Annotated in this window: 15 protein-coding genes; 11 read left to right on the forward strand and 4 right to left on the reverse strand. The window is 35.4% G+C overall.

Annotated features, from left to right (window positions below; all coding sequences use genetic code 11):
- Positions 1-58 precede the first annotated feature (58 nt).
- From OZP11_RS05845 to OZP11_RS05870, 6 genes are all read left to right on the forward strand, one after another.
- Entirely contained in the window at positions 59-496 is a 438-nt protein-coding gene (locus OZP11_RS05845) for an acyl-CoA thioesterase (protein WP_281234287.1), read from the forward strand.
- 209 nt (positions 497-705) lie between these two features.
- Positions 706-1,692, forward strand: coding sequence for an alpha/beta fold hydrolase (locus OZP11_RS05850; protein WP_281234288.1), 987 nt, complete (start codon positions 706-708; stop codon positions 1,690-1,692).
- 112 nt (positions 1,693-1,804) lie between these two features.
- Positions 1,805-2,194 carry a DUF1398 domain-containing protein gene (locus OZP11_RS05855; RefSeq protein ID WP_281234289.1) on the forward strand — a complete coding sequence of 130 codons (390 nt, stop codon included), beginning with the start codon at positions 1,805-1,807 and terminating at the stop codon, positions 2,192-2,194.
- Positions 2,195-2,285: 91 nt separating this feature from the next.
- A complete protein-coding gene (locus tag OZP11_RS05860) occupies positions 2,286-3,131 on the forward strand; it encodes a sulfurtransferase (protein ID WP_281234290.1) in 846 nt (281 codons plus the stop codon).
- A gap of 79 nt (positions 3,132-3,210) precedes the next feature.
- Positions 3,211-4,452: an ATP-binding cassette domain-containing protein gene (locus OZP11_RS05865; protein WP_281234291.1), complete on the forward strand. Its 1,242-nt coding sequence runs from the start codon at positions 3,211-3,213 to the stop codon at positions 4,450-4,452.
- 1 nt (position 4,453) lies between these two features.
- On the forward strand, positions 4,454-5,062 hold the full coding sequence (locus OZP11_RS05870; RefSeq protein ID WP_281234292.1) for a hypothetical protein: 609 nt from the start codon (positions 4,454-4,456) through the stop codon (positions 5,060-5,062).
- A 78-nt stretch (positions 5,063-5,140) separates the two neighbouring features.
- Here the strand turns inward: OZP11_RS05870 and OZP11_RS05875 are convergent, their stop codons facing one another.
- Entirely contained in the window at positions 5,141-6,187 is a 1,047-nt protein-coding gene (locus OZP11_RS05875) for an RluA family pseudouridine synthase (RefSeq protein WP_281235504.1), read from the reverse strand.
- Entirely contained in the window at positions 6,177-6,794 is a 618-nt protein-coding gene (locus OZP11_RS05880) for a PASTA domain-containing protein (RefSeq protein WP_281234293.1), read from the reverse strand. The genes OZP11_RS05875 and OZP11_RS05880 overlap by 11 nt, the downstream gene beginning before the upstream one ends.
- A 295-nt stretch (positions 6,795-7,089) precedes the next feature.
- Here OZP11_RS05880 and OZP11_RS05885 point away from each other — a divergent pair, with 295 nt between their 5' ends.
- The 4 genes from OZP11_RS05885 to OZP11_RS05900 all read left to right on the forward strand — a co-directional run bounded on the left by OZP11_RS05885 (position 7,090) and on the right by OZP11_RS05900 (position 10,292).
- On the forward strand, positions 7,090-8,061 hold the full coding sequence (locus OZP11_RS05885) for a D-alanine--D-alanine ligase (RefSeq protein ID WP_281234294.1): 972 nt from the start codon (positions 7,090-7,092) through the stop codon (positions 8,059-8,061).
- 142 nt (positions 8,062-8,203) lie between these two features.
- Positions 8,204-8,896, forward strand: a complete 693-nt coding sequence (locus OZP11_RS05890) for a DUF421 domain-containing protein (RefSeq protein ID WP_281234295.1) — start codon at positions 8,204-8,206, stop codon at positions 8,894-8,896.
- 98 nt (positions 8,897-8,994) lie between these two features.
- A complete protein-coding gene (coaD, locus tag OZP11_RS05895) occupies positions 8,995-9,453 on the forward strand; it encodes a pantetheine-phosphate adenylyltransferase (protein ID WP_281234296.1) in 459 nt (152 codons plus the stop codon).
- 260 nt (positions 9,454-9,713) lie between these two features.
- Positions 9,714-10,292, forward strand: a complete 579-nt coding sequence (locus OZP11_RS05900) for a PhnA domain-containing protein (RefSeq protein WP_281234297.1) — start codon at positions 9,714-9,716, stop codon at positions 10,290-10,292.
- A 318-nt stretch (positions 10,293-10,610) separates the two neighbouring features.
- Here OZP11_RS05900 and OZP11_RS05905 read toward each other — a convergent pair whose 3' ends face one another.
- On the reverse strand, positions 10,611-11,060 hold the full coding sequence (locus OZP11_RS05905) for a hypothetical protein (protein WP_281234298.1): 450 nt from the start codon (positions 11,058-11,060) through the stop codon (positions 10,611-10,613).
- Positions 11,061-11,236: 176 nt separating this feature from the next.
- A complete protein-coding gene (locus OZP11_RS05910; protein WP_281234299.1) occupies positions 11,237-12,598 on the reverse strand; it encodes a DEAD/DEAH box helicase in 1,362 nt (453 codons plus the stop codon).
- 249 nt (positions 12,599-12,847) lie between these two features.
- Between OZP11_RS05910 and OZP11_RS05915 the strand changes: the two genes are divergently transcribed.
- On the forward strand, positions 12,848-14,575 hold the full coding sequence (locus OZP11_RS05915) for a M14 family metallopeptidase (RefSeq protein WP_281234300.1): 1,728 nt from the start codon (positions 12,848-12,850) through the stop codon (positions 14,573-14,575).
- Positions 14,576-14,671: the final 96 nt, after the last annotated feature.

Below are 14,671 nucleotides of genomic sequence, written 5' to 3' on the forward strand. Positions count from 1 at the left end.
GTTTTTCATTTGCATTTTATTCGTAATTTCGATTTCTCATTAAATTACAATATTAAAAATGGCATCATTTACAAAAGAAATATCTTTTCGCTGGTCAGATCTTGATCCAAATTTTCACGTTCGTCACAGTGCTTATTACGATTTTGGCGCACAGCATCGTATCGAAATCCTTGAAGAATTGGGTTTAACCTTAAAAGTTATGCAGACAGAAGGTTTCGGTCCAGTTTTATTCAGAGAAGAATGTGTTTTCAGAAAAGAATTGAAACTTTCAGATAAAATATTCATTCACACCAAAACTTCAAAAATGAAAGCCGATGCTTCGCGCTGGTCAATCATACATGAATTTAGAAGAGAAGACGACACACTTTGCGCAACCATTACTGTTGATGGCGCCTGGATGGACACTAAACTTCGCAAATTAGCTTCGCCTACACCAGAAATCGCTATTCAGGCTTTAAGTATTTTCCCAAAAAGTGATGACTTTGTCGGGCTTTAAAAAAACGAAACCTAAAATTTCTAAAAAATACAATCCAAAAGCATCATATCTGTTTTGCTTTTGGATTTTTTATTTAACTATAGTTGTTGTGCTGTAATGGTTCAATTTTTAATTCAATTACTGTTTTTGGATAAGTTTAAGACGATAATTTTTGCTTTTAAAAATGCATAACGGTAATTTTATAATCCTTAACCTGAAATTACTTCGAAATGAAAACCATAAAACTCCTCATATTTTTGCTGCCTGTTTTCTGTTTTTCGCAGGAAAAAATAAAACAGCTGGATATTAATTTAACCAATTACGAATATCCGTTTCCGGTAAAATTTCTGGAATTAAGCAGTCAGCGGCAGTATTTAAAAATGGTCTACATGGACATTATTCCTGAAAATTACAATAAGAAAAACATTGTGTTACTTCACGGAAAAAACTTCAACGGCGCTTATTGGGAAAGTACAATTCAAGCTTTAACCAAAGAAGGCTTCCGCGTTATTGTTCCGGATCAGATTGGTTTTGGAAAATCAACCAAACCTGATAATTTTCAATACACATTTCAGCAGCTGGCCGAAAACACCAAAAAACTTCTCGATCATTTAGACATTCAAAAAACAACTGTTTTAGGACATTCTATGGGCGGTATGCTAGCCGCAAGATTTTCTTTAATGTATCCTGAAACGGCAGAAAAACTAGTTTTGGAAAACCCGATTGGTTTAGAAGACTGGAAACTTATTGTGCCTTATAAACCGGTTGACTGGTGGTACGAATCAGAATTAAAACAAAATTACGAAGGCATCAAAAAATACCAGATGGCGAATTACTACGATGGAAAATGGAATGCCGATTATCAAAAATGGGCCGAACTTGGCGCAGGCTGGACAACCGCTCCGGATTACGACCGAGTGGCATGGAATTCGGCTCTTTTGTACGATATGATTTTTACACAGCCAGTTTTATACGAATTTAAAAACATCAAAAGTCCGGTTTTATTAATTATCGGAACAAGAGATAAAACAGCTTTAGGAAAACCATTGGTTTTGGCAGAAGTTCAAAAAACAATGGGAAATTACGCCGAATTAGGCAAAAAGACCCAAAAAGCAATACCAAATTCAAAATTAGTCGAAATTGCCAATACCGGACATTTACCCCATATCGAATCTTTTGACCAATTTATAAAACCATTAATCGTATTTTTGAAATAACTTATTTGTAAGTAATTTACATGAATTTTTACTTCATAATTCTTGATTTTTAATTTTAATTCATGAAATTCGCAGCAAAAAAATTCATACTAACTCTAAAAAATAAAATTATATGTTTACAATAGAACAAATCAAAGAAGCCCATGCCAAAGTAAAAAGCGGTGCTGATTTTCCAAATTATATACAGGATTTAATCATTCTGGGCGTAAAAGGTTACGACACTTTCGTAAATGACGGACACGTAGAATACTATGGAGTAAATGGCTACTCTGTAATATCTGATGAAAAGTACCAGCCAATTTCTATTGCAGCAACTCCAAACAAAGAACTTTTTATTGAGTTTTTAGTAAAACATCAGCAGGGAGAAACAGATTACCTTACCTTTTGCAATCACGCCGGACAATGCGGTATTGCAAAATGGAGAGTTGATATTATCGAAATGACATGCACTTATTTTGATAATGCCGAAAACGAGATTCTGATCGAAAAAATCCCGAGTTAAAAAACAACTGCATCTTCAATATGCAATAACAAAAAAGTATCTGCCCGATACTTTTTTTGTTTTAATTAGAAACTCTAAAACAAATCTTAAGATGTCTAATATACTTTCTTCGATCATAAATGCAGAAGACTTAGTAAAACTAAATCTTTCTGAAATAGTATTAATCGATTCCAGAGCCGGAATAAATGCCGAAGAGAATTATAATTCCCTGCATTTAAAAGGTGCCCGTTATGTTGATTTAAATAAAGATTTAGCAGCTGCAGGCGATCCTGCAGAAGGCGGCAGACATCCTCTGCCCTCTTTAGATAAATTTTCAGAAGTACTTTCAAGGCTCGGTATTTCACCTTCGTCAAACGTTATTGTTTATGATGATAAAAACGGATCAAATGCTGCTTCCCGATTTTGGTGGATGCTGCGTGCAATTGGACACGAAAAAGTTCAGGTTTTAAACGGAGGTTTACAAGAAGCTTTAAAAGCGGGTTTTCCTACAATTTCTGAAACTGAAAATTTTGAAAAAACAGCCAAATATCCCGTTTCAGACTGGAAATTAGGCCTTGCAGATATAGAAGAAGTAGAAAAAGCGCGAAATAATCCGCAAAACATTGTAATCGATGTTCGGGATAAAAACCGCTTTGACGGACTTACAGAACCCCTGGATTTAATTGCCGGACATATTCCGGGAGCGGTGAATGTTCCTTTTAGTGAAAATCTGGACGAAAACGGACTCTTTAAATCTGCTGAAACATTAGCCGAAATATATTCTGAAATTCTAAAAGACAAACCATCCCAAAATATAATTGTACATTGCGGTTCCGGAGTTACGGCCTGCCACACATTACTCGCGATGGATTACGCAGGAATCGAAATTCCAAAACTATATGTGGGTTCATGGAGCGAATGGTCGAGAAACAACCGTGAAATGGCAGTAAAAAATTAATTCATTTGATATTGCAGATTAAAGACGTAAAGAAATTATTGAAATCTTTTAATCTGCGGCGAAAAAACTAAACATCATAATGCAGCACTGGGATATACTTTTATCAAATCAGGTAAACAAAAAAAACTTTATAGACAGCCTTCTTTCAGGCGAAGCAAAAGGAGAATTAGCCGTTTTTAACAACAAAAAAGGAATTTTATTCTCAGATATTTCCATTGAAAAATTCATCGAAAAAGAATACCAGTATGACAGCGTAGAAGCTTCACCGGAATCCCATCGCCAGTTACGAACATTTTCGTCCGGCGAACGCAAAAAAGAATTCCTGAAATACTGCATTAACCAAAAACCGGATTTTATTATTTTCGACAATCCTTTTGATCATTTAGACCAGGCATCAAGAGTCGTTTTGGCAGAATCTTTAAAAGATTTAATCAACGAAATTGCCATCATTCAAATCGTTAACCGCCTTGTTGATGTTTTGGCTTTTGTTCCAAATAAGGCTCAAATAAAAGACAATACGTTTGAGCTTCACCCTATTTCCAAAACCGAAAATCATTTCAAAACCTTAAATACGGCGGCCATTCCAAAACCGGCTGAACTTAATAATTTTCAGGAAAGCGAATTAATTAAACTGGACAAAGTATCAGTCAGCTACGAAGAGAGAAAAATTCTCGACAATATATCGTGGACTATAAAACAAGGCGAATTCTGGCAGTTAATTGGTCCGAATGGTTCCGGAAAAAGCACGATTTTATCTTTAATTACCGGTGATAATCCAAAAGGTTTCGGACAGAATTTGTATTTATTCGGAAGAAAAAAAGGAACCGGGGAAAGTGTCTGGGATATTAAAAAACAAATCGGAATTTTCACGACTTCTATGACTGATTTGTTCCAAAAAGGCCATACATTAGAACAAATGATCCTTTCCGGATTTTTCGATTCAATTGGATTATATACAGAACCAACAACACATCAAAAACAAATTGTAACACAATGGCTGGAAGTAATCGAAATGACGCATTTACGCAAAAAACGATTTATTGATCTTTCGATAGGACAGCAAAGAGTCGCGTTGATTGTACGTGCCGTTTTAAAACATCCGCCTTTGCTGATCCTGGATGAACCTGTAGAAGGTTTAGACGATGAAAATGTAGATTTGGTTATTCAGCTTATTAATACCATAAAACAAGAAACCAACGTTTCTATTTTGTATGTTTCACACAGAATTGAAGAAGGTCTTGCTCCTACATCGGTTTTTGAACTTGTACCTTCAGAAACAGGATCAGCCGGAAAAATAAAATATCACTCAGAGTTAAACTAAAATGAAAAAAATTACTGCACTTTTATTCCTGCAGCTTTTATTGATTTCGTGTTCCGGCACTATTTCAACTACAAAAAAAGAATATGCAATTACTAATTCTTCAGCATTAAAATCAGACTGGATTATCGATTCTCAGAAATGGAGTTTAGATAATAATACCATTACAGGATCAGGTTCGCCTTCAAAATGGGGTATTTTGGTTTCGAAAAAACAGCTTCCTGAAAATTATGAAATCGATTTTAAAGTCAACATGACCAGAGAATCTTTATTTGAAATAATGCTCCATCTGGACAAAGAAAAATACATCAGAACCTATCTGTACCAGATTGATCAAAACATTGTAATTGGCGAAGGTACTTATTATAAAAATGACGATTCGTACGGCAAACGAGGCGGTAAAACTTTGTTTAAAAAACCAATGAATCTGGAAAACAACAAAACATATGCTGTAAAAATTAAAGTCACAGAGAACCAATTGCACTTTTCGGTAGACGGTCAGACTTCATTAGAATGTTCTCTTGAAAAAAGCGGTTTAAGCCAGAAAGGAAAACTCGGTTTCATAACAAACGGAGATGTCCAGATAACCGATTTAAAAATCAAAACCCTATAAAAAAAGCTCCCAAAAGGAGCTTTTCGTTTATTCAGAAAAATTATCTAATTCACTAATTATCTAATTGTCACATTAAAATTAATTCTCTTCGTCTTCGATATTGTGAGATTTCACATAATTACGCCATTTATCGATGCAATCCTGAAAATCCTGAGGTAATTCAGTATCAAAACGCATCATTTCTCCTGTGTTGGGGTGAACAAATCCAAGCGTTTTTGCATGCAGTGCCTGACGCGGTAATGCTTTAAAACAATTCTCGATAAACTGTTTGTATTTCGTAAAAGTAGTTCCTTTTAAAATCAAATGACCGCCGTAACGTTCATCATTAAACAACGGATGTCCAATGTGTTTCATGTGTGCACGAATCTGGTGTGTTCTTCCTGTTTCCAGTTTACACGAAATCAGGGTTACATAACCAAAACGTTCCAAAACTTTATAATGCGTAATGGCAGGTTTACCAATCTCTGGATCAGCAAAAACGGCCATCTGCATTCGGTCTTTTAAATGTCTGGCAAGGTTTCCTTCGATTGTACCGCTGTCTGCAGTCACATTTCCCCAAACCAGTGCAATATACTCACGTTCGGTAGTTTTAGCCTCAAACTGCTTCGCCAAATGCGTCATTGCAGCTTCGGTTTTAGCAACCACCAAAAGTCCTGATGTATCTTTATCAATTCGGTGTACCAGACCCGGACGTTCACTGCTGTTCATTGGCAGATTATCAAAATGATGCGCCAGAGCATTTACCAACGTTCCGGTATAATTTCCGTGTCCCGGATGCACTACCATTCCCGGTTCTTTATTGATTAACAAAAATGCATCATCTTCATAAACGATATTTAGCGGAATATCCTCAGGAAGAATATGATTTTCGTATGGAGGATGCGACAACATAACTGTTATCACATCAAAAGGCTTTACTTTATAATTTGATTTTACCGGAATATCATTTACAAAAATGCTTCCGTTGGCTGCCGCATTCTGAATTTTATTTCTTGTGGCATTTGGAATCAAATACATTAAATATTTGTCAATACGCAAAAACGCCTGACCTTTTGGTACTTCAAATCTGTAATGCTCGAATAATTCGTCTTCCAGATCTAAATTTTCTTCAATATTATTGTTCATCATTTGGGATTTCTACAGGTGCAGCTGTACTGTCAACCTCGCTTTCATCTACATAACTTGCTTTTCCGTCACCTAAAACCAAATCAATTTTAGACGCTTTCAAAACGCGGTCTCCTACTTTTAAGTTTCTTCCTTTTAAACGCATTTCCAAAACCATATCTTTTCCAAGATTTGGAATGTAAGTAATCGTTCCCGGTTCAAGACCTAAAGCCTTTAAAGTTGGAACTGCTTCACGATATGTTTTTTCGATTAAATCAGGAATCTTAACAGATGAAAAACCCGATGCATTAATTTTTATATATATTTTTCTTCCCACTTTTACCTTAGTTCCAGGCAGGGGATCCTGCTCTACAACACTGAATTTTGGGAATTCACTTCGGTAATCCACACTATCCAAAAGTACATAATCTAAGTCCAGTTCGTCCAGTTTTTCTTCTACCTGCTCTTCAGTCAGCCTTGCTAAATTCGGAACCGCAATTTCATGTCCATGATCAGTTGTAAAAGTTAACCAATGCATAAACAAATAACCTAAAATCGCAATAATAGCAGCCGCAGCCAATACTTGTAAAAAAAACACACGGCTGGTTAAATACTTACGTAAACTCATAAATTTATTTTTTGTTGAACGCAAAGATAAAGTATTTCATTTCAAAAAAAATGATAATTTTGTTTAAAACAGTAAAGCTTACAATTAGGAGCTGTATCCTGCTGTACGCTGTATCTTTTGTGTCTCGTTTTGAGACGAGACACAAAAGGATGCCGCTCCCATCAGGGCTAAGGTATCCGGTTTCATAACAAAACACAAAAAGTCAAACAGATTAAAAAAAACTGAAACAAGAGAAACCTGGAACTTGAAACCTGAAACCTGAAACAAAAGAAACTCGAAACAAAACAAAATATAAATGAAAAACATTGCCATAATAATGGGCGGATATTCAAGCGAATATAAAATCTCGCTTATCAGCGGAAACGTTGTGTACCAATATCTTGATAAAACAAAATACAACGGATTCCGTGTTCATATTTTCAAAGAAAAATGGGTTTATGTAGATGCCAATGACGCCGAATTTCCAATTGACCGAAACGATTTCTCGGTTACTGTTAATGGAGAAAAAATCACATTCGACTGTGTTTTCAATGCCATCCACGGAACTCCGGGCGAAGACGGGTTAATGCAGGCTTATTTTGAACTATTGGGCATTCCGCAGTCATCATGCGATTATTACCAATCGGCATTGACATTTAACAAAAGAGATTTATTATCGGTTTTAAAACCATACGGAATCAAAACGGCAATTTCCTATTATCTAAATAAAGGCGACAAAATTGATACCGCTGAAATTATTAAGAAAGTGGGACTTCCTTGTTTCGTAAAACCAAACAAAGCCGGTTCAAGTTTTGGAATTTCAAAAGTAAAAACCGAAGCAGAACTTCCAATTGCAATTGAAGTCGCTTACAAAGAAGACAACGAAATTATCATCGAAAGTTTCCTTGACGGAACAGAAGTTTCTGTTGGCGTTATCAACTATAAAGGAGAAGTTATCGTACTGCCGATTACCGAAATTGTATCTGACAATGATTTCTTTGATTACGAAGCTAAATACGAAGGAAAATCACAAGAAATTACGCCTGCCAGAATCTCAGATGAACTAACAAAAAAAGTGGGAGAAACAGCCAAACGTGCCTACGAAGTTTTAAAAATGAAAGGTTTCTCCAGAAGCGAATTCATTATTGTAGACAATGAACCATACATGCTCGAAATGAATACCATTCCGGGTTTAACAACAGAAAGTTTAATTCCGCAGCAGGCAAAAGCAGCCGGAATTTCGCTCGAAGATTTATTTACAAATGCAATTGAGCTGGCTCTTGCTTAAAGACACTAAGGTTCTGAGATTTTCTAAGATTTCAGAACCTTTTTTTATCTAAATACCAGACTGAGCAAATCGAAGTCTATAAAAGTAACTTTGAACCTTTGTTACTCTGAACCTTCACAAAAAAACTTAGAACCTCAAAAAAATGAAAGAAATCTTTGAATGGAACAGACTCTTTTTCAATAACCTTCCTGAAGCTTTTATTCTGGAAGTAATATTCCGTTCAACGGTAATGTTCACTATTTTGCTGCTTACCTTAAAACTGGCGGGAAAACGAGGAGTAAAACAATTATCGATTTTCGAAACCGTAATTATTATTGCCCTGGGATCTGCAGCGGGAGACCCAATGTTTTATGAAGATGTAGGAATTATTCCGGCGGCGATAGTTTTTTCTACTATAATTATTTTATACCGCACCGTAACCTGGCTTACCGGAAAAAGCAAGAAATTCGAAGAGTTTATAGAAGGTAAAACCGAATGTTTAATCAATAACGGAAAGTTTTCTGTATCCAGTTTTAAAAAAGAAAGTCTGGCACAGGATGAATTTTTCTCTGAACTTCGTGTAAAATCAATAGAACATTTAGGACAGGTTAAACATGCTTTTATTGAACCAAGCGGTGAAATCAGCGTTTATTATTATCCGGATGAAGAAGTAAAGTACGGACTGCCTATTTTACCTTCTTTATTCAGCGAAAAAAGCAAAATCATACAAACTGACGGAATTTACGCCTGCTCGTTCTGCGGTCATACACAGGAGCTGACAAAAGGAACTGCAAACTGTGAAGTCTGCAAAAAAGAGGAATGGGTTTTGGCTATAAAAACGCTTCGGATTACATAAAAAATTGCAATAACAAATAACAATATCAAAATTCATTTTTGCATAGAGTTTTTAAACTTTGAACCTATGCAACTTTGAACCTCTGAACCTTAAAAAAAATGAGAAAAGCAATATTCCCGGGGTCATTTGACCCCATTACACTTGGACACGAAGACATTATCAAACGAGGTATTCCCTTATTTGATGAAATCGTAATTGCCATTGGTGTAAATGCCGAAAAAAAATACATGTTTTCACTTGAAGAAAGAAAACGCTTTATTGAAGAAACGTTTAAAGACGAACCAAAAATTTCGGTTGTTACATACGAGGGATTAACAATAGATCTGGCAAAAAAAGTAAAAGCGAATTTCATACTTAGAGGCTTACGAAATCCAGCCGATTTCGAGTTTGAAAAAGCCATTGCACACACCAACAGAAAACTGTCTAAAATCGAGACTGTATTTTTATTAACTGCAGCAAGTACATCCTTCATTAGTTCGAGCATTGTGCGCGACGTATTACGCCATGGCGGTGAATACGAAATGCTGGTTCCGGATGCGGTACGGGTTAAAAAATAAATAACATGCGGCTTTGCAGGGACTTTTGAAAACAGGAATTTCTACAATAGCCCCGATGGAAGCGGTATCCTTTTTCCGGCTTCTTTAGACGAAAAAAGATACAAGCGGACAGCGGGACAACAGGTCTTAAGAAAACCGGAAATTTGTGCTTCAAAAAAACAATTTTCCCCAGCAAATCCAACAAGTCACAATCATAAACATAAATTTGTAAGCGAAGCAAATTATAAGTAATTTCGCATTTTCAAAATAAACCATAAATAATGAGCATCGAAAGAGAATTAAGCAAACGAAGCGGATCGAAATGTGAGCTTTGCGGCGCCGAAGAAAACCTAAAAGTTTATCAAGTATTACCAACCAGAAAAGGCGGTCTTGATGAAAGTATATTAGCCTGTAACACCTGTATTGACCAAATTGAAAATCCGGACAACGTTGATTTAAATCACTGGAGATGCCTGAATGACAGTATGTGGAATGAGAATATCCCGGTACAGGTTGTTGCCTGGAGAATGTTAAGCAGAATGCGTGCTGCAGGATGGCCGCAGGAATTGCTTGACATGATGTATCTTGAAGAAGATGTACTTGAATGGGCAAAAGCAACCGGCGAAGGCGAAGACGACGAGAATAAACTGGTTCACCGCGACAGTAACGGTGTTGTTTTACAGCACGGGGATTCTGTAGTTTTAATTAAAGATTTAAAAGTAAAAGGATCCAGTATGGTTGCCAAACAGGGAACTGCCGTAAGAAACATTCGTTTAGACCACGAAAACGCCGAATATATCGAAGGAAAAGTCGACGGACAGCAGATTGTGATTATTACACAGTATGTGAAGAAAATATAGTTTTTTTAAAGGTGCTGAGGTTCTAAGATACTAAGGTTTTTTCCTTGAATATTTTTTTGAACCGCAAGCACACAAAGATTTTCGCGAAGTTCGCAAAGTTTTATTAATAGACTTTGCGAACTTTTACTTTTAAAAGCTTCGCAAATAAAAACTTAGTGCACTTTGATAAACTATACACAAAGTAAATCAACCTGAAACCTGAAACTTGAAACCTGAAACAAAAAAAAAGCCGTTCGATTAGAACAGCTTTTTTATAATATCAGGAAAGTTAAAAAACTTTATTATTTGTTATTTTGAAACTTTGTATCTCAAAAAGAATTATTTCTGGAATAATTTACTGATTTGATCTTTTACGAAAGGCTCAGAAACATTGTTTGTTGCAGCATCTCTTTCTTTGCTTGAAACCATAAACTGAACTGTAGCTTTATCCGGAACAACATTGCTTGTATAGTGTAACCAAATATAGTTGTTTGGAAGTTCTAATTTAATATCATACAACGGAGAAGCAGTAAAACCGTTCATGATGATATTGTAAAGGTTTACATAGTCATTATTTAGGTTTCTAAATGAAAATTTTCTTAAGTTAGAAGAACCATCATCATCTGTTAGAATAGTAGTATAATATACTGTATACTCATCTCCAATTTTTTGAATGTAATTGTTGTTTACTTTTCCTAATTTTTCAACAGGAACCGTTTCAAGAACTTTAATCTGTGCAAATGAAACAGCACTAACGAACAAAATAGCAAGGGTAATAATCTTTTTCATAATTAATTTGGGGTTACAAATTTGACTGCACAAAAAAACATAGAAATATTGAAAAAACACCTATCAAAACATTATTTTTTTGACACAAAATTGTAAATCTTGTTCAATATTTTTTAAAAATCTGACTCACAATAAGATAAACAACATTTCAGGAAAACAAAATTCTATTAAAAAGCCTAAAATTTCTTATTTTTCTCTTCTTCCTTCTTTATAACATTTCGGGCAACTTCGATTTTGAACTTTTTACCCTTCATTTTTTCATCTTTTACATTCTTAAGAAGATCCTTTACTTTATTGTATTTTACAGCCGCAAACGAAACGAAATCTTTCACTTCTATCAGCCCCAGATCTTCTTTTTCCAGTTTTCCTTTTTGAGAAAAGAAACCTACTATGTCAAATTTATTGAGCTTTGTTTTCTTTCCGCCACTAATGTAAATTGTCTGAAAATGAGGTGGTTTTGGCAGTGAAACTTTATTTTCGACATTCAGGATATCCATTTCATAATCAATGTAATCAAGTTTTTTTTCACTTTCATGAACTATAACATAAGCCGTTCCGGATGCCTGCATACGTGCCGTACGTCCGTTTCTGTGTGTAAATTCGTCTTCTTTTAAAGGCAGATGATAATGAATAACGTGCTTCATTTCAGGAATATCCAAACCTCTCGCAGCCAAATCTGTTGTAACGAGATAGGTTATACTTCCGTTTCTAAACTGAATTAAAGCCCTCTCCCGCTCTTCCTGATCCATACCGCCATGATAGTATACTGAATAAATTCCTTTTTCGTTCAGAGTATCACTGATACGTTCTGCAGCATCGCGATGGTTACAAAAGATAATTGCCGATTCTGATTTTAGTGAACAAATTAAATTGAACAAACTCTCCAGTTTATCTTTTGATGGGGAAATCACCATTTTCATCGAAAGATTGGTTTTCTCTTCCTCTTCAGGAATAAAATCTAAAACCGTTGGATTTACAACTTTGGTATATTTTGGAATCTCAATATCGGATGTTGCCGAAACCAAAACACGTTTGTTTACTTTCGATAACCTGCCAATTATAAAAGACATCTGCTCGTGAAATCCTAACTGAAGCGATTTATCAAACTCGTCAAGAATCAGCGTTTGGATTTTATCTGTCCTAAAAGTTTCTCTGTCAATATGATCTGCAATTCTTCCGGGCGTTCCAATTAAAACTGCCGGAGGATTGCTCAAATTCTTAATTTCCGTATCGATAGAATGGCCCCCGTAACAAATATTGACTTTGTACTGCGTTCCCATTTTTTTCCAAACCTGTTCGATCTGAAGTCCCAGTTCGCGAGACGGAACTAAAATTAAACATTGAACCGATAAAATTTCAGGCTGCAGTAATTCTAAAACCGGCAGTAAAAAAGCCAGTGTTTTCCCTGATCCGGTTGGAGACAGCAGCAAAACATTATTATCATTCAGGATCGCCTCCTGAGCCGTGTCCTGCATTTCGTTGAGACTCTGAATACCTAAATTCGAAAGTATGTTGTTGGAATGGTGATTTTTATTCATTTTGCAAAAGTAACTAAAATTTGTTTCAGGTTATTCTTGTTTCATGTTTCACGTTGAAATGCTGTTGATTTTACCATAAGGATTTTATTTCACGCAGATCAAAATAGATTTTAGCAGATTTAAAAATCAAAATTAATCTGCTTAGATCTGCCAAATCTGCGTGAAACAAATAAACACAAGGCATGTCAACCTGAAACCTGAAACTTGAAACAAAAATCCTATATTTGATTTCTATTAAAAACCAGAACCATGAAACTTTTTACCATTTTCATTTCACTTTTCACCATTACGATTTCTGCTCAGAACAATAAAAAATACGATACCTTTTTTGAGAAAGGAAACGGAAATCAATCTGCTTCGTATCAGGAAACTATTGCTTATTTTAAAATGCTGGCAAATGATTTCCCAACCATACAGATGAAAGAAATGGGACTGACAGATTCTGGCGAACCTTTGCACATGATTACCTTTAATCCTGACAAAGAATTTGATTTTGATAAAATTCAGAAAACAAAAGCCGTTCTTTTTGTCAATAACGGAATCCACGCCGGAGAACCGGACGGAATCGACGCGACCATGCAGTTTTACAGAGATCTGGCAACAGGAAAAATGAAAGCTCCAAAGAATACCGTTTTGGTTTCGATTCCGGTTTACAATATCGGCGGGGCATTAAATAGAAATTCAACAACTCGCGCCAATCAGGACGGACCTGAAATTTACGGTTTTAGAGGAAATGCCAGAAACTACGATTTAAACCGCGATTTAATGAAATCGGATACCCGAAACACCAAAAGTTTTGTGGAGATTTTCCAGAAAATAAATGCCGATGTTTTTATCGATAATCATGTAAGCAACGGTTCAGATTATCAATACAAACTGACGTATATTATGACACAGCACAACAAACTGGGAACGGTTCTGGGCGATTTTATGAACAACGAAATGATGCCGGCTTTGGTAAAAGATCTTCAGAAAAAGAAAATCGAAACAACACCTTATGTAGATTCTTTTAAAGATACGCCGGACAAAGGTTTCGGACAGTTTGTTGATAGTCCGCGATATACAACGGGTTATACTTCTTTGTTTAATACGATTGGTTTTGTTGTCGAAACGCACATGCTGAAAAAATACGCCGAACGTGTAAAAGTAACCTACGAATACATGAAATCGACTATGGATTTTACTGATGCCAATTATCAGAAAATCAAAGAGCTTCGTGTGAAGAATTTAGAGCAGTATCAGCCTAAAAAATCCTATACTTTAAAATGGAAAATGGACAGCACGAAAACGACTAAATTCTCTTTTTTAGGATATGAAGCGGGTTACAAAAAAAGCGAAGCCACAACAGGCGATCGTTTGTATTACGACCGAAACAAACCGTATAAAAAAGACGTTCCGTATATAAAAGAATTCAAATCACAGAAAGAAGTTATTATACCTTCTGCTTATATCATTCCGCGTGGTTATTGGAATATTATTGAGTTACTGAAAAACAATAACATCTCTTTCAGACAATTTAAAAACGATACAATTATAGAAGTCGAAAGCTATCGAATTGCCGATTTTAAAACCGTTCCGTCTGCGTACGAAGGACATTATTTGCATCGCAATACAACAGTAACTTCTAAAGTTGTTAAAATGGCTTTTGCAAAAGGAGATTATTACATTCCAACGACTCAAAAAGGCGTAAAATACCTTCTGGAAGCTTTTGAACCGGAAGGTGTTGATTCATTCTTTAACTGGAATTTCTTCGATGCTATTTTACAGCAAAAAGAACATTATTCTGATTATATTTTTGAAGATACCGCTGCACAGCTTTTAAAAGAAAATACAACCCTTAAAGCCGAATTAGAATCTAAAAAACAAAGCGATACCAATTTTGCTAAAAATCCAGAAGCGCAATTAGAATGGATTTACAAACATTCTGTTTATTATGAAAAGGCGCATTTGCAGTATCCTGTTTATCGTTTGCTTTAATTTTTTTAACACAATTCAATTTATAAAAATATATTTTACTTTACGGATTTCCGTAAGCTTTTTATTCAACTATTTTTTATTTTTGAGAATAATATA

It is taken from the genome of Flavobacterium gelatinilyticum (assembly GCF_027111295.1).
GTDB lineage: Bacteria > Bacteroidota > Bacteroidia > Flavobacteriales > Flavobacteriaceae > Flavobacterium > Flavobacterium gelatinilyticum.

Coding starts and splice junctions, on each gene's coding strand:
- OZP11_RS05905 (WP_281234298.1), bottom strand. CDS start 11,060: ATGAAAAAGATTATTACCCTTGCTATTTTGTTCGTTAGTGCTGTTTCA.
- OZP11_RS05875 (WP_281235504.1), bottom strand. CDS start 6,187: ATGAACAATAATATTGAAGAAAATTTAGATCTGGAAGACGAATTATTC.
- OZP11_RS05900 (WP_281234297.1), top strand. CDS start 9,714: ATGAGCATCGAAAGAGAATTAAGCAAACGAAGCGGATCGAAATGTGAG.
- OZP11_RS05845 (WP_281234287.1), top strand. CDS start 59: ATGGCATCATTTACAAAAGAAATATCTTTTCGCTGGTCAGATCTTGAT.
- OZP11_RS05850 (WP_281234288.1), top strand. CDS start 706: ATGAAAACCATAAAACTCCTCATATTTTTGCTGCCTGTTTTCTGTTTT.
- OZP11_RS05885 (WP_281234294.1), top strand. CDS start 7,090: ATGAAAAACATTGCCATAATAATGGGCGGATATTCAAGCGAATATAAA.
- OZP11_RS05890 (WP_281234295.1), top strand. CDS start 8,204: ATGAAAGAAATCTTTGAATGGAACAGACTCTTTTTCAATAACCTTCCT.
- OZP11_RS05880 (WP_281234293.1), bottom strand. CDS start 6,794: ATGAGTTTACGTAAGTATTTAACCAGCCGTGTGTTTTTTTTACAAGTA.
- OZP11_RS05865 (WP_281234291.1), top strand. CDS start 3,211: ATGCAGCACTGGGATATACTTTTATCAAATCAGGTAAACAAAAAAAAC.
- OZP11_RS05915 (WP_281234300.1), top strand. CDS start 12,848: ATGAAACTTTTTACCATTTTCATTTCACTTTTCACCATTACGATTTCT.
- coaD (WP_281234296.1), top strand. CDS start 8,995: ATGAGAAAAGCAATATTCCCGGGGTCATTTGACCCCATTACACTTGGA.
- OZP11_RS05855 (WP_281234289.1), top strand. CDS start 1,805: ATGTTTACAATAGAACAAATCAAAGAAGCCCATGCCAAAGTAAAAAGC.
- OZP11_RS05870 (WP_281234292.1), top strand. CDS start 4,454: ATGAAAAAAATTACTGCACTTTTATTCCTGCAGCTTTTATTGATTTCG.
- OZP11_RS05860 (WP_281234290.1), top strand. CDS start 2,286: ATGTCTAATATACTTTCTTCGATCATAAATGCAGAAGACTTAGTAAAA.
- OZP11_RS05910 (WP_281234299.1), bottom strand. CDS start 12,598: ATGAATAAAAATCACCATTCCAACAACATACTTTCGAATTTAGGTATT.